Source organism: Actinomadura sp. NPDC048021, from assembly GCF_040653135.1.
Lineage (GTDB): Bacteria > Actinomycetota > Actinomycetes > Streptosporangiales > Streptosporangiaceae > Spirillospora > Spirillospora verrucosospora.
In genome coordinates this window covers 89,364-106,068 of the sequence record NZ_JBEZJQ010000030.1, presented here as the reverse complement: position 1 = coordinate 106,068, position 16,705 = coordinate 89,364, and the positions used below count along the sequence as shown (strand labels likewise).

Here is a 16,705-nt window from a genome sequence, read left to right as displayed (position 1 = left end):
GGTGCTCGCGCCGCACGTTCGCGCCTGCGCGTCCCGGCGGGGAGGGCACAGGGTGCTCTGGACGTTGGGGGATGTCACGTGGAGCGCACGCCGCCGGACCGGTGCCGCGTACTGGAGTCCTACCAGGACGGCGTGAAGGCGATCATCGCCCTGGCGGAGACCGTCGCCGACTGGGACGTGCCGACTCCCTGCGCCGACTGGCAGCTGATCGACCTCGCGGGGCACCTGCGGTGCGTCGCGGAGAACTTCCTGGAGTACCTCCAGGACGCGCCCGACAGCCGGCTGGCGAAGCTGTTCGCGCAGGACGCGGCCACGGCGGTGCTGATCAGGCAGCAGGCGCGGCAGAACGCGGCCGAGCTGGCGGTGCTGCCGCCCGAGCCCGGCCCGGAGCGGATCCTGGCGTTCGGGGTGTCGGCGGGGGCGTACGCCGACCTGATGCCCGACATGTGGGACCGGACGCACCTGATCTACCGGGGCACCAAGTACACGGTCGGCGACCACGCGGGCGCGGCGTGCGTGGAGTGGCACCTGCACGCCTGGGACATGGCCCGCGCGATCGGGGCCGACTACCGGCCGCGCGACCCTGACCTGCTGGTGCCGGCGTGGCACTGGGGCGTCCCGCACCTGCCGCTGGAGCCGGGGGACGCGTGGGAGGCGGTGCTGCGCTCCTCGGGCCGCTCGCCGCGGTGGCCGGACCCCGGGGAGGGGCCCGGCCGGGCGCGGCGGCGGCGCTCGGGCCGGCAGTCCGCCGTCAGACGCCCGCCGGCCTCCCCGGGCGGGCCCGCAGGTAGACCAGCCAGGTGAGCGCGCAGCACACGGCGTAGAAGGCGATGAACGCGATGTACGCGCCGTCGCCGGTCCCGTAGGTCAGGAACGACTGCCGGAACGCGATGTTGACCAGGACGCCGCCGAACGCGCCGACGGCGCCCGCGATGCCGATGAGCGCGCCGGACAGGCGGCGGGCCTCGTGCTCGGCGGCGTCCGGGTCCCCGCCGTCCGCGACGCCGGCGTGCGCCTTCGCCCTGAAGATCGCCGGGATCATCTTGTAGGTGGAGCCGTTGCCGAGGCCGCTGAAGGCGAACAGCAGCACGAAGCCGGTGAGGAACAGCCCGAGCGACCCGAGCCGCGAGGCGGTGAGCACGAGGGCCGCCGAGACGGCCATCGCCACGAAGGTCGCGAAGGTGACCTTGGCGCCGCCGAGCCGGTCGGCGAGCCACCCGCCGCCGGGGCGGATCAGCGACCCGAGCGCGGGGCCGAGGAACGTCAGGTAGGCGGCCTTGATCGGCGTGTCGAACTCGGCCGCGAACTGCACCTGCAGGACCTGCCCGAACGCGAAGCCGAACCCGATGAACGACCCGAAGGTGCCGATGTAGAGCACCGACATGATCCAGGTGTGGCCGTCCCGGCAGACGTCGCGCATGGCCCGCCCGTCGTTGCGGGCGTGCGCGAGGTTGTCCATGGCGAGGGCGGCGCCGAGGGCGGCGAGGACGATGAACGGGATGTAGACGCCCGCGACGAGGCCGGGGTGGTCCTTGCCGGCGGTGGCGAGGACGGCCAGCCCGACGAGCTGGACGACGGCGACGCCGAGGTTGCCGCCGCCCGCGTTGATCCCGAGGGCCCAGCCCTTGAGGCGCTGCGGGTAGAACGCGTTGATGTTGGCCATCGAGGACGCGAAGTTGCCGCCGCCGACGCCCGCGACGGCCGCCAGCACCAGCAGCGTGGTGAACGAGACGCCCGGCTGGATGAGGACGGCGGCCAGCACCGCCGGGACGAGCAGCAGCGCGGCGCTGAAGATCGTCCAGTTGCGGCCGCCGAAGCGGGCGACGGCGAGGGTGTAGGGAATGCGCAGCGCCGCCCCGATGAGCGCCGGGACGGCGGTGAGGGTGAACTTGCCGGCCGGGTCGACGCCGTAGGCGGGGCCGAGGAACAGCACCAGCACCGACCACAGCGTCCACACCGAGAACCCGATGTGCTCGGAGAAGATCGAGAACACGAGGTTGCGGCGGGCCGTCCGGGAGCCTCCCGCGGCCCAGAAGGCGGGGTCCTCGGGGCGCCAGTCGTCGATCCACCGGCCCTTCGGCGGACGGGTGCGCTCGGCGCGCGCGGCTTCGGTCGTGGCGGTCATCAGGGGGTCTCCTTGGGTCGCTCGGACGGCCCGACCGTAGGAATCCGGGGTTTCGCCCGTGTGTGACCGGTCATACGGCAGTGATAACTCCGCTGCACAGCGTGTCCCGCCCGCTGTGAGGTGCGGGGTAGACCCGGGCGCGCCCGGGTAGGCAGGGGGAGGCGGCGGGGGAACGGAGACGTGAGGATGGGAACCTGCGAGGTCTGCGGGAACGAGTACGCGATGGCGTTCGAGGTGCACGCGCAGGGCCAGGTGCACACGTTCGACTCGTTCGAGTGCGCGGTCACCAAGATGGCGCCGATCTGCGAGCACTGCCAGTGCCGCATCATGGGGCACGGCGTGGACGTGGGCGGGCACTTCTACTGCTGCGCCCACTGCGCCCATGCCGCGGAGCCGGAGCGCGCCCGCACGATCCAGGACGCCGTGTCGGTGTAGAGCGCTGCGGAGATAGGCGCGGTGCGGCTCCAGCCGCGGTACGGGTGGGGCCGTGTCGCGGGTGCGGGCGGGGCGCCGGAGCGACCGCCCGGCCCGGTTCAGGCGCGGGCGGTCCCGAACGCCTGCTCGCGGCCGTCCTCCAGGTAGACGGCGCTGCCGGCGGCCATGGCCCGCAGGCTGGGCTCCATCCGGCGCGACACATGCGGCGGCGCGAGTTCGGGGACCTTCTCCGGTGCCACGAGGATGTGGTCCGACAGCTCCTCAGGAGGCAGCCGGATCGCCGCGATCTCCTCGCCGGTGATGGTGCCGCCGAACACGAAGACGTTGACCGCGTCGACGCCGTCGTCGCGCGGCGATCCCCAGTCGACGCAGGCCAGGCCGTGCAGCCGGGGGACCAGGCCGAGCTCCTCCTCGCATTCGCGCACGCACGCCGACAGCGGGGACTCGTCGGCCTCGATCACCCCGCCGGGCAGGAACCAGCCCTCGCTGTAGGTGGGCTTGACCAGCAGCACCCGCCCCAGGTCGTCCAGCAGCAGGGCGGCCGCGGCGCCGCGGGCCCGCGGCAGGGAGGCGTAGTAGGCAAGGTCGGGCATGCTCCGAGGTTAAGCGTGATCACCCCGGACCGGTTCCGGCCGTCCCGGGACGGCGGCCGCATCCGTCCGCGAGATCGCCGGAGCACCGCGAATCCGTTCGACAACCGGGCAAAAGGCAACGAATAGGCCATGACAGGGATCGACAACGCTTGACACGCGTTCGTCAAGGCGTGTCGCGGCTCCGCGGGCCCGACTCCTTGACATCGCCGGGCGCACGGGGTGAACGGCATTTAACGCCGGGGTCACGCGCGGGACTCGCCGGTGAAACCGGGCGCGCCGACTCTCGGCGGATGGCCGAGACTCCCACGCACTGCCCGTACTGCGCCCTGCAGTGCGGCATGACGCTGCACGACGGCGGTACGGAGCCCCCGCGGGTGGCGCCGCGCGACGACGTGCCGGCCAACGGCGGAGGACTCTGCCAGAAGGGGTGGACGGCGGCCGAGGTGCTCACCGTCCCCGACCGGCTGACCGCGCCGTTGATGCGCCGGGACCGGGACGCGCCGCTGGAGCCGTGCGGCTGGGACGAGGCGCTCGACCGCGTCACCGCGGAGGTCGGGCGGCTGCGCGAGCGGCACGGGCCGGACGCCGTCGCGGTGTTCGGCGGCGGCGGGCTGACCAACGAGAAGGCGTACCAGCTCGGCAAGTTCGCGCGGATCGCGCTCGGCACCTCCCAGATCGACTACAACGGGCGCTTCTGCATGTCGTCGGCGGCCGCCGCGTCCGGGCGGGCGTTCGGCCTGGACCGCGGCCTGCCGGGCCCGGTCACCGACCTCGCGGCGTCCGGCGCGGTCCTGCTCGCGGGCGGCAACCCGGCCGAGACGATGCCGCCGTTCATGCGGCACCTGGCGCGGATGCGCGAGGGCGGCGGCGCCCTCGTCGTCGTGGACCCGCGCCGCACCGCCACCGCCCGCCAGGCCGACCTGCACCTGCAGCCGACGCCCGGCACCGACATCGCGCTCGCCAACGGGCTGCTGCACCTGGCGCTCGCCGAGGGCCTGGCCGACGAGGAGTACATCGCGGCCCGCACCACCGGGTTCGACGCCGTCCGGACGGTCGCCAACGCCTACTGGCCCGACCGCGCCGAGCGCATCACCGGCGTGCCCGTGCCGCTGATGCGCGAGGCCGTCCGGCTGCTGGCCCGGGCCTCCCGCGCCCACGTCCTCACGGCGCGGGGGTCCGAGCAGCACGCGCGCGGCACCGACACCGTCAGCTCCTTCATCAACCTGGCCCTCGCGCTCGGGCTGCCGGGCCGCGAGGGCTCCGGGTACGGGTGCCTGACGGGGCAGGGCAACGGGCAGGGCGGGCGCGAGCACGGCCAGAAGGCCGACCAGCTGCCCGGCTACCGCAGGATCGACGACCCGCAGGCCCGCGCGCACGTCGCCGGGGTCTGGGGCGTCGACCCCGGCGCCCTGCCGGGGCCGGGACGGTCGGCCTACGAGCTGCTGTCGGCGCTCGGCACCGCGGACGGCCCGAAGGCGCTGCTGCTGTTCGGGTCCAACCCCGTCGTGTCGGCGCCCAGCGCCGCGGCCGTGCAGGAGCGGCTCGGCGCGCTCGACCTGCTCGTGGTGGCGGACTTCGTGCCGTCGGAGACCGCGCGGCGCGCCGACGTCGTCCTGCCGACCGCGCAGTGGGCCGAGGAGTCGGGGACGATGACGAACCTGGAGGGCCGGGTGCTGCGGCGGCGCCGCGCCGTCCGCCCGCCGGGCGGCGTGCGCACCGACCTGGAGATCCTCGCCGCGCTCGCCGAGCGGCTCAGGGCGCCGGGGGAGTGGAGCACCGACCCGCGGGCGGTGTTCGGGGAGCTGCGCCGCGCGAGCGCGGGCGGCCCCGCCGACTACTCCGGCATCACCTACGAGCGGATCGAGGCCGAGGGCGGGGTGTTCTGGCCCTGCCCGTCGCCGGACCACCCCGGAACGCCGAGGCCCTACCTGGACCGCTTCCCCACCCCCGACGGGCGGGCGCGGTTCGTCCCCGTCGAGCACCGCGGCGCCGCCGAGGACGTCGACGCCGACTACCCGGTGTACCTGACCACCGGGCGCGTCCTCGCGCAGTACCAGTCGGGCGCGCAGACCCGGCGCGTCCGGCGGCTGGCCGAGGCGGCGCCGGGGCCGTTCGTCGAGCTGCACCCCGACCTGGCCGGGCGCCTCGGCATCGAGGACGGCGCCGGCGTGCGGGTGGAGAGCCGCCGGGGCGCGGCCACCGTGACCGCGCGGCTGACCGGCGCGATCCGCTCCGACACCGTCTTCATCCCGTTCCACTGGGCGGGGGAGGGCCGCGCGAACCTGCTCACCAACCCCGCGCTGGACCCGGTCTCGCGGATGCCGGAGTTCAAGGTGTGCGCCGTCCGGCTGCGGCTCCTGCCCGCCGAGGGGGACGGCGCCGCACCCGGCGCGAGGTGAGCCCCTTTTAACACGGCGGTGACAAAGGGGACCCAACCGCGAAACCGCCCCTTCCGAGTATCGGACCATCGGACAGTTCCCCGCCAGGAGGTTGCCGCGCGATGACCACGACACCCGAAGCGACGATCGTCAGGGAGCGGGCGGGCCGGCCCGCGGCCCGCTGGTTCGACATCTGCTCCTACGTCGGCCTGACCCCCGAGCGGGGCGCCTGCGCGATGGTGGACGGGACGCAGGTGGCGATCTTCCGGACCTTCGACGGCGGCCTGTACGCGCTGTCGAACCTCGACCCGTTCAGCGGCGCCTACGTGATGTCGCGGGGGATCCTCGGCACCAGGGACGAGGCGCCGACCGTCGCGTCCCCCATGTACAAGCAGGTGTTCGACCTGCGGACCGGGGCGTGCCTGGACGACCCGCGGGTGGCGCTGCCGACCTTCCCGGTCCGCCGCTCCGGGGACCGGGTGGAGGTGGCGCTCACCGATGAGCACCGGCAGTGAGCCGCTGGCCGGGTTCGCCGTCGGCGTGACCGCGGCCCGGCGCCACGAGGAGCTCGCGACGCTGCTGGAGCGGCGCGGGGCGAGGGTCGTGCTGGCGCCCGCCATCCGCCTGGTCCCGCTCGCCGACGACGCCGAGCTGCTGGAGGCCACCCGGGCGTGCCTGTCCGGGCCCCTGGACCACGTCGTGGTCACGACCGGGATCGGTTTCCGGGCGTGGCTGGAGGCGGCCGACGGGCACGGCATGCGCGAGGCGCTCATCGGGCGCCTGGCCGAGACCGACATCCTGGCGCGGGGCCCGAAGGCGCGCGGCGCGATCCGGTCCGCGGGCCTGCAGGAGCGCTGGTCGCCGGACTCGGAGGAGTGCGCCGAGGTGATCCGGCACCTGCTGGACCGGGAGCCGGCCGGGGCGCGCGTGGCCGTGCAGCTGTACGGGGAGCGCCAGCCGGAGCTGATCGCGGCCCTGCGCGCTGCCGGCGCCGAGGTGATCGAGATCCCGGTGTACCGCTGGTCGCGGTCCGAGGACTCCACGCAGCTGCGCCGGCTCGTCGGGCAGGCGGTCGCGGGCACCATCGACGCGATCACCTTCACCAGCGCTCCGGCGGTCGCCGCGACGCTCGCGGTCGCCGCCGAGGACGACCTGGAGGAGGCCCTGCTGGAGGCCCTGCGCACCCATGTCGTGGCGGCGTGCGTCGGCCCGGTCACCGCGCAGGCGCTCACCGAGCGCGGCGTCCCGACCGTCCAGCCGGAACGCGCCCGGCTCGGCGCGCTGGTGCGGGCGCTGGTCGCCGACCTGCCGCGGCGGCGGTCGCGGCGGCTGTCGGTGCGGGGCTTCTCGCTGGAGCTGCGCGGGCACGCCGTCGTCCTGGACGGCCAGTTGAGGCCCATCGCGCCCGCGCCCATGGCGATCCTGCGGGCTCTCGCGCGGCGCCCCGGGCACGTGGTGTCGCGGGCGGAGCTGTGCGGGGTGCTGCCGGGCCGGCTGGCCGTCGCGCCCGGCATCAGGGAGGCCTGGGCGCGGGAGGCGCGGCCGCGGGACGCCCGCCCGCAGGCCGACGAGCACGCGGTGGAGATGGCGGTGGCGCGGCTGCGGCGCGGTCTCGGCCGGCCCGGCATCGTCGAGACCGTCGTCAAGCGCGGGTACCGGCTGGCGTGCGACCCGCGGATCGCCGACCGGCTCCCGGCGGGCGCCGGTGGCTGAGGCCGGAGGCGCGCCGCCCGCGCTGCTCGCGGTGGCGCACGGCACGAGGGACCCGGCGGGGCCCGCGGTGGTGCGGGCGCTGCTGGACCGGGTCCGGGCGATGCGTCCGGGCCTGCGGGTGGCCGAGGCGTACGGCGAGCTGTCCGAGCCGTCGCTGGAGGAGGCGGCGGAGGGGCTGCGCGGCGTCCCGGTGGTCGTGGTCCCGCTGCTGCTGGCGCGCGGGTACCACGCCCTGGTCGACGTCCCCGGCCGGGCGGGCCGCCTGCTGCCGGGGGCGGTGACGTCCCGGCCGCTCGGCCCGGACGCGCTGCTGGCCGGGGCGCTGGCCGCCCGGCTGGCCGAGGAGGACCGGATCTCGCCGGACCGCCGGGACGCGGTCGTCCTCGGCGCGGCGGGGTCCGCCGACCCGGCGGGCGCCGCCGACGTGCGCGCGGCCGCCCGGCTGCTGGCGCGGCGGCTCGGGCGGCCCGTCCCGCACGGCTTCGTCGCGGCGGGCGGACCGCCGCTGGACGAGGTCGTCGCGGGGCTGCGCAGGCGCGGCGCCCGCCGGATCGCCGTGGCGTCCTACCTGCTGGCGCCCGGCCGCTTCCACGACCGGATGCGGGCCTGCGGCGCCGACGCGGTCGCCGCGCCGCTCGGCGCGCACGGCGCGGCCGCCCGGCTGGTCCTGCGCCGCTACGACGAGGCCGTGCTGCCGCTCGCGATCCCGGCGGCGGCCCGCTGACCCGTCCCGTCCCGGCGGGCCGGCTCCTCGTCCGGGGCGGCGAACCGCTCGTCGTGGTGGGCGAGGACCCGCAGCAGCAGCTCCTTGAGCAGGTCGGTCTCGTCGGGCGACAGCGCCTCGAACAGCGCCTCGTCCAGGCGGGCGCGGTCGTCCTGGCACGCGCCGAGGAACAGCCGCCCGTCCTCGGTGGCGTCGAGCGCGTACCGGCGCCGGTCGCCGGGGTCGCGGCGGCGCCGGACGTGGCCGGCCGTCTCCAGCGCGTCGACGATGCCCACGAGGTCGCCGGCGTCCATGCGCAGCCGTTCGGCGACCTGGCGCTGCGACAGCGGCCCGTGCCGCGCCACGCACCCGAGCACCAGCAGGTGGGGCAGCCTCGACCCGTCGGGGAGCATCCGGGCGGAGGTGCGGCGCACCAGCCGCCCCGTCTCGAACAGCAGGTAGGTGGGCGACGCGGACAGGGGATCGGGCCGGTCCTCCACGACTGCTCCCTGGGGGTTCTTGGCCGGTCTTATTTCTCTTGACCTGAGAAATAGGTTATCCCTACCGTTGGGTGGCCCAAAATATGGGTGTTCGCTCCATGCGGAGGGAGGCCCCCATGCCGGACGGGGGACCGGCCGTCGAGGTCGACGGCCTGACCAAGAGGTTCGGTGACGTGGAGGCCGTGCGGGGAATCGACTTCACCGTGCGGCCAGGGGAGATCTTCGGTTTCCTCGGCCCGAACGGCGCGGGCAAGTCCACGACGATCAACATGCTGTGCACGCTGCTGCGCCCGAGCGGCGGCGGCGCGCGGGTCGCCGGGTACGACGTGGTGCGCGAGCGCGACGACGTCCGCCGCAACATCGGGCTGGTGTTCCAGGACCCGACGCTCGACGGCTACCTGTCGGGCGAGCAGAACCTGCGCTTCCACGCCGAGCTGTACGGGGTGCCGCGCTCGGTGACGGCCGACCGCATCCGGCAGGTGCTGGAGATGGTCAACCTGTGGGACCGGCGCGGCGACCTGGTGCAGACCTACTCGGGCGGGATGAAGCGCCGCCTGGAGATCGCGCGCGGCCTGCTGCACTCCCCGCGGGTGCTGTTCCTGGACGAGCCGACCGTCGGCCTGGACCCCCAGACCCGGGCGTCGATCTGGGAGTACATCCGGCACCTGCAGGCCGCCGAGGAGATCACGATCTTCATGACGACGCACTACATGGACGAGGCCGAGTACTGCGGGCGCATCGCGATCATGGACTCGGGGCGGATCGTGGCGCTGGACACCCCCGAGGCGCTCAAGGCCGGCGTCGGCGAGGACCGGGTCCGCATCCAGACCGCCGACGACGAGGCCGCGATCGCCGCGCTGAAGGACCGGTTCGGGCTGGAGGCCGTCGTGTCGGAGGGCGCGGTGGCGTTCTCGGTGGCCTCCGGCGAGGCGTTCGTCCCGCGGCTGTTCGCCGAGCTGGGCGTGCCGATCAGGTCGGTGAACGTGGCGCGGCCGTCCCTGGACGACGTGTTCATGTCGTTCACCGGCACCACCATCCGCGACGCCGAGGCCTCGGCGACCGACGGGATGCGCGTCGCGATGCGCGCGATGAGGAGGTGACGATGGCGAGCACGGCCGAGAGGGCGGCGGGCGCCGAGGTCGTCCGGGTCAGGGTGCCCGAGCGCGGCCTGCGGCAGGACCTGCGCGCCGTGAAGATCGTTCTGCACCGGGAGCTGATCCGGTTCTGGCGCGACAAGCTGCGGATGGTGTCCGGGCTCGTCCAGCCGGTGCTGTGGCTGCTGGTCATGGGCACCGGGCTGTCCAACCTCATGGCCCGCAGCGGCGGCCCCGCGGGGTCGGTCGACCTGAAGACGTTCATCTTCCCCGGCGTGTGCGCGATGTCGGTGATGTTCACCGCGATGTTCTCCGCCGGGTCGATCGTGTGGGACCGCGAGTTCGGGTTCCTGCGCGAGATGCTCGTCGCACCGGTCAGCCGCGCCGCGATCGTGGTCGGCAAGTGCGTCGGCGGCGCCCTGGTGGCGACCGTGCAGGGCGCGGTGATCGTGTCGCTGGCGGGCCTCGCCGGGGTCCCCTACGACCCGGGCCTGCTGCTGGAGCTGCTCGGGCTGATGTTCGTCGGGGCGTTCGCGCTCACCGGGTTCGGCGTCATGATGGCCGCGCGGATCAACAGCATGCAGTCGTTCTTCGGCCTCATGCAGATGGCGATGATGCCGATGATGTTCCTGTCGGGGGCCCTGTACCCGCTGAACGGGCTCCCGGCGTGGCTGACCGTGCTGACCCGGTTCAACCCGCTCACCTACGCCGTCGACCCGCTGCGGCACGCGGTGTTCTCCCACCTGGACGTCTCGCCGCAGCTGCTGCGGACGTTCGACCCGGGCGTCACCTGGGGCGGCTGGGTGGTCCCGATCTGGCTGGAGATCCTGCTCGTCCTCGGCATGGGCCTGGGGCTGATGGGCGTGGCCATCCTGGAGTTCCGCCGCGCCGACTGAGGAAACGCCGCCGTCACCCGCCGTGATGAAGGATACTGGCCGCGTGCGCGACGCAGCGCACTCGGTCGGACGCGAAGGGTGACGGCGGCAACGTGAACGGGTACAGGACGATATGGCGCGGGGCGGCGGCGACGGCCGCCGTACTGGCGGCGGTGGCGGGCGCCGCGGCCGTGGACGGACCGGTCCGCGCGCAGGCCGCGGACGGGGCCCGGCCCGCGACCGCGGCGCGGGAGTTGCGGATCACGCGTTTCCTGGGGGAGCGGCGGCTTCCCCACATGGCGAAGTTCAAGGGCACCACGGTCGGCGGGCTGTCGGGCATCGACCGCGACCCGCGCACCGGGACCTGGTACCTGGTCTCCGACGACCGGTGGCGCTACGACCCGGCCCGGTTCTACACCGGCCGCCTGGACATCGACCCCGCCACCGGCGCGTTCAGCGGGGTCCGGCTCACCGGGGTGTCCACGCTGCGGGACCCGGACGGCCGCCCCTACCCCGGATTCGGCAAGCCGGGGTCGGTCGACCCGGAGACGATCCGCTTCGACCCGCGGTCCCGGCGCGTCCTGTGGGGCAACGAGGGCGACCGCCCGGACGAGGCGCACGAGGGCATCCCCCTGGCGCCGATGTCGCTGCGGTGGGCCGGACGCGACGGCCGGTACGCCGGTGAGCTGGCCCTTCCGCGGTCGCTGCGGCTGACCGCCGAGCACCGGGGGCCGCGCCGCAACGCCGGCTTCGAGGCGCTGACGTTCACTCCGCACGGCCTCGCGGCGATGGCCGAGGGCCCCCGGTACGAGGACGGGGAGCCGCCGACCGTGCGGCACGGCGCCATGTCCCGCCTCACCCTGTGGGACCGGGCCGGGCGAGTGACGGCCCAGTACGCCTACCCCGTCGACCGCCTCCCGGTCGCGCCGAGGCCGCCCACCGGCGCCGCCGACAGCGGCGTCTCGGAGATCCTCGCCGCCGGGGACCGCCGGTTCCTGGCGCTGGAGCGCTCCTGGCTGGAAGGCGTCGGATACAAGGTCCGGCTGTACGAGTTCGACGTGCGGGGCGCCACGGACGTGCTGCGCCGCGACCGGCTCGACCAGGGCGGGCGGTTCCGTCCGGCGCGCAAGCGCCTCGTCGCCGACCTCGGCCGCTACGCCGATCCCGCGCAGAACCTGGAGGCGCTGGCGTGGGGGCCGCGCCTGAGGTCGGGGGAGTGCACGCTGGTGGCCGGCTCCGACGACAACTTCGACCAGCGCGAGGCCACGCAGTTCCTGGCGTTCGCCGTCCGGGGCTGCTGACCGCCGCCGCCCGACGCACGAGGGCCCGCGGGACCGTGACGGTCCCGCGGGCCCTTCGCGTGCCGTGCCCGGCGGGTGGTCAGACGGCGAAGTCCAGCAGCGGGCGGGCGTTGCTGGGGTGCCGCAGCTTGGACAGCGACTCCTTCTCCAGCTGCCGGATCCGCTCGCGGGTCAGGCCGAGGGCCTTGCCGATCTCGTCCAGGGTGCGCGGCGTCCCGTCGTACAGCCCGAACCGCATCGCCATGATCTTGGCTTCGCGAGGGGACAGGATGTCGAGGGTGCGGCGCAGCTGGTCGGCCATGAGCTGGCGGTCCACCAGCTCCGACGCCTCGGGGCTGTCGGTGTCCTCGATGAGGTCGCCGATGCGGGTCTCGCCGTCCTCGCCGATGGTGGAGTCCAGGCTGATCGGCTGCCGGCTGGTGCGCAGCAGCTCGCGGACCTGCTCGGGGCTCTTGTCCAGCTCGGCGGCCAGCTCCTCGGGGGTGGGCTCGCGGCCGAGGCGCTGGTGCATGTCGCGCTCGACGCGGCTCAGCTTGCTGAGCATCTCCAGGACGTGGACGGGCAGCCGGATCGTGCGGGCCGAGTCGGCGAAGCCGCGCTGGATCGCCTGGCGGATCCACCACATCGCGTAGGTGGAGAACTTGTAGCCCTTGGAGTAGTCGAACTTCTCCACGGCGCGGATCAGGCCGAGGTTGCCCTCCTGGACGACGTCCAGCAGCGACAGGCCGCGGTCGGAGTACTTCTTGGCGACCGACACCACGAGCCGGAGGTTGGCCTCCAGCATGTGGGCCTTGGCCCGGCGGCCGTCGGCGGCGACCCATTCCAGGTCGGCGCGCATGGCGGGGGAGAGGTCCTCGGCCTCCAGCTTGTGCTCGGCGTACAGGCCGGCCTCGATGCGCTTGGCGAGGTCGACCTCCTGCTCGGCGGTGAGGAGCTGGCGGCGGCCGATGGCCTTGAGGTAGGTGTGGACGGAGTCGCCCATCGTGGTCGACTGGTCGTCCAGGTCCGCGGAGGTCTCCTCGGCCTCGACCTCGGTGACGTCGAACCCCTCGTCGACGGAGGCGTCGCGCTGGCCGCCGGGCCGCGGCGCCGCGCCGGCGGCCTTCGCGGTGGTCTTGGCGGTGCCCCTGCGGGCGGTGCGCTTCCTGGCGGCGCCCGCGGCGCCGGAGGTGTCCTGGGCGGTCTCCCCGCCGGCGTGGTCGGCGGCCGCGGCCCTCTTGCGGACGGCGTCGGGCTCGCCCGCCAGGCTGATGCCGGCCTCGGACAGCTCGCGCAGGATGGAGCGGCCCTGGGCCGGGCTGATCCCGGCGGTCTCGAAGGCCCCCCTCACCTCGTCGAGCGAGAGGCGCCCGTGGGCGCGGCCACGCTTGAGGAGGTCGTTGAGCGCGGGGCTCGGCGACTCCGTGAGCGGGGTCTCGACGGCGCTTCGCGGCATGGGGACACCCCCCTCCCTTCGGTGTGTGAGTGCGGCGCGGATTGTGTTCGCTCGTGGCGCACGCACTTAACGGAACGTCGCAGGACGGGCCTGTTGTTCCCGGCTTCGTCGCCGGGCGGCGCTCCGCGGGGGATCGTGGAGGAGCGATCCAGACGGTCGTGGTGCCCACGGCCAGCGGTTTCACACCGCCCGAACCGATCCGGTTCTACCTTACTTCGTAAAGGCCCCAGGTCATGGCGACGTGAGATAGACCACTACGCTCCCGAATCCTTGGGCCGCAATGTCCGACCATAACGCGCGATGACCCGTTCGCGCAGCTCAGGGTCGTCGCGGGGGACCGGTTCGAGGAACACCTCGTCGATCTCCTCGTGCGCGCCGCGCAGCTCGCGGGCCATCCGGACGCAGGCGCGCTCGACCTCGGCGGCGGTGAGGGAGTCGCGGAAGTCGAGGCGGGCGCAGACCAGCACGCGGTCGGCGCCGAAGGTCACGGTGACGATGTCCACGACCCACTCCACCTCGTCCGCCCGGCCGAGGCGCGCGCGGACGTCGGCGACGATCCGGGGGTCGGCCTGCGAGCCGATCAGCAGGTTCAGGTTGATCCGGCCGAGCACGAGCGCGACGGCGGTCAGCAGGACGCCGATGAGCAGGGAGCCCACACCGTCCCACGTCGCCGAGCCGGTGAGCTGGTGCAGGCCCAGGCCGCCGAACGCGATGAGCAGCCCGATGAGGGCCGCCGAGTCCTCCAGCAGGACGCTGATCGAGGTGGGCTCGTCGGTGCGGCGGATGTAGGCGCGCAGCGGCAGGTCCTCCGCCCGCGCGGCGGCCCGGACCTGCCGGACCGCCTGCTGCCACGAGACCGCCTCCAGCACGAACGCCACCGCGAGCACGACGTACCCGACGATCGTGCCGGACTCGCCGGCCGCCCGGTGCCCGATGAGCGTCTCGATCCCCTGGTAGTAGGAGAACAGCGCGCCCATCCCGAAGATCGCGACGGCGACGAGCAGGGTCCAGATGTAGCGCTCCTTGCCGTAGCCGAGCGGGTGGCGGCGGTCGGCGGGGCGCCCGCTGCGGCGAAGCCCCACCAGCAGCAGCACCTCGTTGAAAGTGTCGGCGATCGAGTGGGCGGCCTCCGCAGCCATCGACGCCGACCCGGTGATCAGCGCGGCGACGATCTTGGCGACGGCGATGCCGAGGTTGGCGGCGAACGCAAGGACGACGGTCAGGAGGCTCTCGTCCTGGGCGCCGCCGTCGTTCCGGCCCTCGGTCCGCTGCTGCCCGCTCTGTGCCGCCATGATCCGTCCTCTGCCCCGGCGGTCACCGTGCCATGCGCGGCGCGGCCCTCCGTCAGGGCGCGCAGGCGCGGAGCCGGGCCCGGTCGGGCTTCCCGGACGCCAGCAGCGGGATCGCCTCCACCAGCTCCAGCTCGCGCGGCGCCGCGTACGCGGGCATCGTCTCGCGCACGAGCGCGCGCAGCTCGGTCAGCTCCGGCAGGCCGGGGCCGGCGGGGACGACGACGGCGGTGACCCGCTCGCCCCACTCCGGATCGGGGCGGCCGACCACGACGACGTCGCGGATCTTCGGGTGCCGCGACAGCACGGTGGCGATCTCGCCCGCGACGACCTTCTCCCCGCCGGTGTTGATCACGTCGTCGACGCGGCCGCGGACGCGCAGCCGCCCGTCCTCGATCGCGCCGAGGTCCTGGGTGAGGAACCAGTCGCCGTCCCTGGCCGCGGCGGTCAGCTCGGGCCGCAGCCGGTAGCCGGTGAACAGCGAGGGGCCGGCGAGGCGGATCCGGCCGTCGTCGCCGATCGCGACGCGCATGCCGTCCAGGGGCGTGCCGTCGTAGACGCAGCCGCCGCAGGTCTCGCTCATCCCGTAGGTGGTGAACACACGCCCGCCCCGGCCGCGGGCCTCGGCCAGCAGGCCGGGCGAGGCGGCGGCGCCGCCGAGCACGATGGCGCCGAGCCGCGACAGGTCGGCGCCGGCGTCCAGGAGCCGGCGCAACTGCGTGGGGACGAGCGAGACGTGGAGACCCTCGGCCGCCGCGACGGCGGCGGCGTCGAAGCGGGGGGCGATGACGGGGTCGGTGCCGGCGACGAGGGAGCGGACGAGGACCTGGACGCCGGAGATGTGGCTGGTGGGCAGGCAGCACAGCCACCGGTCGCCGGGCCCGGCCTCGATGCGGGCGAGGGTGCCGGCGGCGGAATGGCGCAGCGCGCCGGCCGTCAGCTCGACGAACTTGGGGGCGCCGGTGGAGCCGGACGTGGCGATGAGCACCGCCGTGCCGGCGTCGACGGGCGAGTGCCCGCCGCCGGGGGAGTGCGGGACGGTGCCGCCGGCGGTCTCGATCGCGTCCGGGGCCAGCGCGTCCAGGAGGCCGCGCAGCGCGGGCTCGGGCAGGTCCAGGGGCAGGGGGCAGATCGCGGGACCGCCGTCGAGGGCACGGGCGAGGGCGTCCAGCAGGCGGGGGCCGGGCGGCAGAACGACGGCGTGCAGCGGGCGATCCATGATCTCATCAGCGTAGACGACCCCGCTGAACGCGTTCAAACGCGGGGCCGGTTGAATGGTGCCCGAGCGCCGCGCCCCGGCCGCGGCGCGGTCGCCCGACGGAGAGGAAGACATGGTCTCGGAGCTGTTCGACGCGAACGCCTGGAGAGAGGTCGAGGGGTTCGGCTTCACCGACATCACCTACCACCGGGCCGTCGACCACGGGACGGTGCGGGTGGCGTTCAACCGCCCGGAGGTGCGCAACGCGTTCCGTCCCCACACGGTGGACGAGCTGTACCGCGCGCTGGACCACGCGCGGATGTCCAGCGACATCGGCTGCGTGCTGCTGACGGGCAACGGGCCGTCGCCGAGGGACGGCGGCTGGGCGTTCTGCTCGGGCGGCGACCAGCGGATCCGCGGCAGGGACGGCTACAGGTACGCCGAGGGCGAGACGTCGGACACGATCGACCCGGCGCGGGCGGGGCGGCTGCACATCCTGGAGGTGCAGCGGCTGATCAGGTTCATGGGCAAGGTCGTCATCTGCGTGGTGCCGGGCTGGGCGGCCGGGGGCGGGCACAGCCTGCACGTGGTGTGCGACCTGACCCTGGCCAGCCGGGAGCACGCGCGGTTCAAGCAGACCGACGCGGACGTGGCGAGCTTCGACGGCGGGTTCGGGTCGGCGTACCTGGCGCGGCAGGTGGGCCAGAAGTTCGCGCGGGAGATCTTCTTCCTGGGCGACGCGTACGACGCCGAGGCCGCGCACCGGATGGGCATGGTGAACGCCGTCGTCCCGCACGCCGAGCTGGAGGCGACGGCGCTGGAGTGGGCGCGGAAGGTCAACGGCAAGAGCCCGACGGCGCAGCGGATGCTGAAGTACGCCTTCAACCTCGTCGACGACGGTCTCGTGGGGCAGCAGGTGTTCGCCGGGGAGGCGACGCGGCTGGCCTACGGCACCGACGAGGCCGCCGAGGGACGGGACTCCTTCCTGGAAAAGCGCGATCCCGATTGGTCGCGTTTCCCGTGGTACTACTAGGACTCGGGGCGCGTTCTTTTGGGGATGTGGGGC

At 74.5% G+C, this 16,705-nt stretch carries 16 protein-coding genes; 10 read left to right on the top strand and 6 right to left on the bottom strand.

From position 1 onward, the window contains the following. Positions 1-78: 78 nt before the first annotated feature. Positions 79-804 (top strand): maleylpyruvate isomerase N-terminal domain-containing protein, encoded by a 726-nt coding sequence (locus AB0C87_RS36130; RefSeq protein ID WP_345183940.1) that lies wholly within the window; start codon positions 79-81, stop codon positions 802-804. On the opposite strand, the gene AB0C87_RS36125 is transcribed toward AB0C87_RS36130, so the two are convergent. Continuing rightward, positions 752-2,125, bottom strand: coding sequence for an MFS transporter (locus AB0C87_RS36125; RefSeq protein WP_353835620.1), 1,374 nt, complete (start codon positions 2,123-2,125; stop codon positions 752-754). The genes AB0C87_RS36130 and AB0C87_RS36125 overlap by 53 nt on opposite strands. 186 nt (positions 2,126-2,311) lie before the next feature. Here AB0C87_RS36125 and AB0C87_RS36120 point away from each other — a divergent pair, with 186 nt between their 5' ends. After that, a complete protein-coding gene (locus AB0C87_RS36120; protein ID WP_345183963.1) occupies positions 2,312-2,560 on the top strand; it encodes a hypothetical protein in 249 nt (82 codons plus the stop codon). A 98-nt stretch (positions 2,561-2,658) separates the two neighbouring features. Here the strand turns inward: AB0C87_RS36120 and AB0C87_RS36115 are convergent, their stop codons facing one another. Next, entirely contained in the window at positions 2,659-3,153 is a 495-nt protein-coding gene (locus AB0C87_RS36115) for an NUDIX domain-containing protein (RefSeq protein ID WP_353835621.1), read from the bottom strand. A 290-nt stretch (positions 3,154-3,443) separates the two neighbouring features. Here AB0C87_RS36115 and AB0C87_RS36110 point away from each other — a divergent pair, with 290 nt between their 5' ends. From AB0C87_RS36110 to AB0C87_RS36095, 4 genes are all read left to right on the top strand, one after another. Next, on the top strand, positions 3,444-5,552 hold the full coding sequence (locus AB0C87_RS36110; RefSeq protein WP_360581468.1) for a molybdopterin-dependent oxidoreductase: 2,109 nt from the start codon (positions 3,444-3,446) through the stop codon (positions 5,550-5,552). Positions 5,553-5,653: 101 nt separating this feature from the next. After that, the gene (nirD, locus tag AB0C87_RS36105) at positions 5,654-6,046 is read left to right on the top strand and encodes a nitrite reductase small subunit NirD (protein WP_345183932.1); all 393 of its coding nucleotides are present in this window, start codon (positions 5,654-5,656) and stop codon (positions 6,044-6,046) included. Continuing rightward, on the top strand, positions 6,030-7,244 hold the full coding sequence (locus tag AB0C87_RS36100) for a uroporphyrinogen-III synthase (protein ID WP_345183930.1): 1,215 nt from the start codon (positions 6,030-6,032) through the stop codon (positions 7,242-7,244). Before nirD ends, AB0C87_RS36100 begins: the two co-directional genes overlap by 17 nt. Next, on the top strand, positions 7,237-7,968 hold the full coding sequence (locus AB0C87_RS36095; RefSeq protein ID WP_360581467.1) for a CbiX/SirB N-terminal domain-containing protein: 732 nt from the start codon (positions 7,237-7,239) through the stop codon (positions 7,966-7,968). Before AB0C87_RS36100 ends, AB0C87_RS36095 begins: the two co-directional genes overlap by 8 nt. Here AB0C87_RS36095 and AB0C87_RS36090 read toward each other — a convergent pair. After that, a complete protein-coding gene (locus AB0C87_RS36090) occupies positions 7,920-8,447 on the bottom strand; it encodes a MarR family transcriptional regulator (RefSeq protein WP_360581466.1) in 528 nt (175 codons plus the stop codon). The two genes, AB0C87_RS36095 and AB0C87_RS36090, sit on opposite strands and share 49 nt — an antisense overlap. A 116-nt stretch (positions 8,448-8,563) precedes the next feature. On the opposite strand from AB0C87_RS36090, the gene AB0C87_RS36085 reads away from it, so the two are divergent. From AB0C87_RS36085 to AB0C87_RS36075, 3 genes are all read left to right on the top strand, one after another. Further along, complete coding sequence (locus AB0C87_RS36085) at positions 8,564-9,547, top strand: ATP-binding cassette domain-containing protein (protein WP_353835576.1); 984 nt, start codon at positions 8,564-8,566, stop codon at positions 9,545-9,547. Positions 9,548-9,549: 2 nt separating this feature from the next. Beyond that, a complete protein-coding gene (locus AB0C87_RS36080) occupies positions 9,550-10,437 on the top strand; it encodes an ABC transporter permease (RefSeq protein WP_353835577.1) in 888 nt (295 codons plus the stop codon). A gap of 92 nt (positions 10,438-10,529) precedes the next feature. Continuing rightward, positions 10,530-11,717 (top strand): esterase-like activity of phytase family protein, encoded by a 1,188-nt coding sequence (locus tag AB0C87_RS36075; RefSeq protein WP_360581465.1) that lies wholly within the window; start codon positions 10,530-10,532, stop codon positions 11,715-11,717. 79 nt (positions 11,718-11,796) lie between these two features. Here the strand turns inward: AB0C87_RS36075 and AB0C87_RS36070 are convergent, their stop codons facing one another. The 3 genes from AB0C87_RS36070 to AB0C87_RS36060 all read right to left on the bottom strand — a co-directional run bounded on the left by AB0C87_RS36070 (position 11,797) and on the right by AB0C87_RS36060 (position 15,660). Next, positions 11,797-13,152, bottom strand: a complete 1,356-nt coding sequence (locus AB0C87_RS36070; protein ID WP_360581464.1) for an RNA polymerase sigma factor — start codon at positions 13,150-13,152, stop codon at positions 11,797-11,799. A 254-nt stretch (positions 13,153-13,406) separates the two neighbouring features. Next, on the bottom strand, positions 13,407-14,444 hold the full coding sequence (locus AB0C87_RS36065; RefSeq protein WP_360581463.1) for a cation diffusion facilitator family transporter: 1,038 nt from the start codon (positions 14,442-14,444) through the stop codon (positions 13,407-13,409). 52 nt (positions 14,445-14,496) lie between these two features. Then, positions 14,497-15,660, bottom strand: a complete 1,164-nt coding sequence (locus AB0C87_RS36060; protein WP_360581462.1) for an AMP-binding protein — start codon at positions 15,658-15,660, stop codon at positions 14,497-14,499. Between the two features lie 112 nt (positions 15,661-15,772). On the opposite strand from AB0C87_RS36060, the gene AB0C87_RS36055 reads away from it, so the two are divergent. After that, a complete protein-coding gene (locus AB0C87_RS36055; protein WP_360581461.1) occupies positions 15,773-16,672 on the top strand; it encodes a 1,4-dihydroxy-2-naphthoyl-CoA synthase in 900 nt (299 codons plus the stop codon). Positions 16,673-16,705: the final 33 nt, after the last annotated feature.

Coding starts and splice junctions, on each gene's coding strand:
- AB0C87_RS36100 (WP_345183930.1), top strand. CDS start 6,030: ATGAGCACCGGCAGTGAGCCGCTGGCCGGGTTCGCCGTCGGCGTGACC.
- AB0C87_RS36060 (WP_360581462.1), bottom strand. CDS start 15,660: ATGGATCGCCCGCTGCACGCCGTCGTTCTGCCGCCCGGCCCCCGCCTG.
- nirD (WP_345183932.1), top strand. CDS start 5,654: ATGACCACGACACCCGAAGCGACGATCGTCAGGGAGCGGGCGGGCCGG.
- AB0C87_RS36065 (WP_360581463.1), bottom strand. CDS start 14,444: ATGGCGGCACAGAGCGGGCAGCAGCGGACCGAGGGCCGGAACGACGGC.
- AB0C87_RS36080 (WP_353835577.1), top strand. CDS start 9,550: ATGGCGAGCACGGCCGAGAGGGCGGCGGGCGCCGAGGTCGTCCGGGTC.
- AB0C87_RS36120 (WP_345183963.1), top strand. CDS start 2,312: ATGGGAACCTGCGAGGTCTGCGGGAACGAGTACGCGATGGCGTTCGAG.
- AB0C87_RS36125 (WP_353835620.1), bottom strand. CDS start 2,125: ATGACCGCCACGACCGAAGCCGCGCGCGCCGAGCGCACCCGTCCGCCG.
- AB0C87_RS36115 (WP_353835621.1), bottom strand. CDS start 3,153: ATGCCCGACCTTGCCTACTACGCCTCCCTGCCGCGGGCCCGCGGCGCC.
- AB0C87_RS36085 (WP_353835576.1), top strand. CDS start 8,564: ATGCCGGACGGGGGACCGGCCGTCGAGGTCGACGGCCTGACCAAGAGG.
- AB0C87_RS36055 (WP_360581461.1), top strand. CDS start 15,773: ATGGTCTCGGAGCTGTTCGACGCGAACGCCTGGAGAGAGGTCGAGGGG.
- AB0C87_RS36110 (WP_360581468.1), top strand. CDS start 3,444: ATGGCCGAGACTCCCACGCACTGCCCGTACTGCGCCCTGCAGTGCGGC.
- AB0C87_RS36070 (WP_360581464.1), bottom strand. CDS start 13,152: ATGCCGCGAAGCGCCGTCGAGACCCCGCTCACGGAGTCGCCGAGCCCC.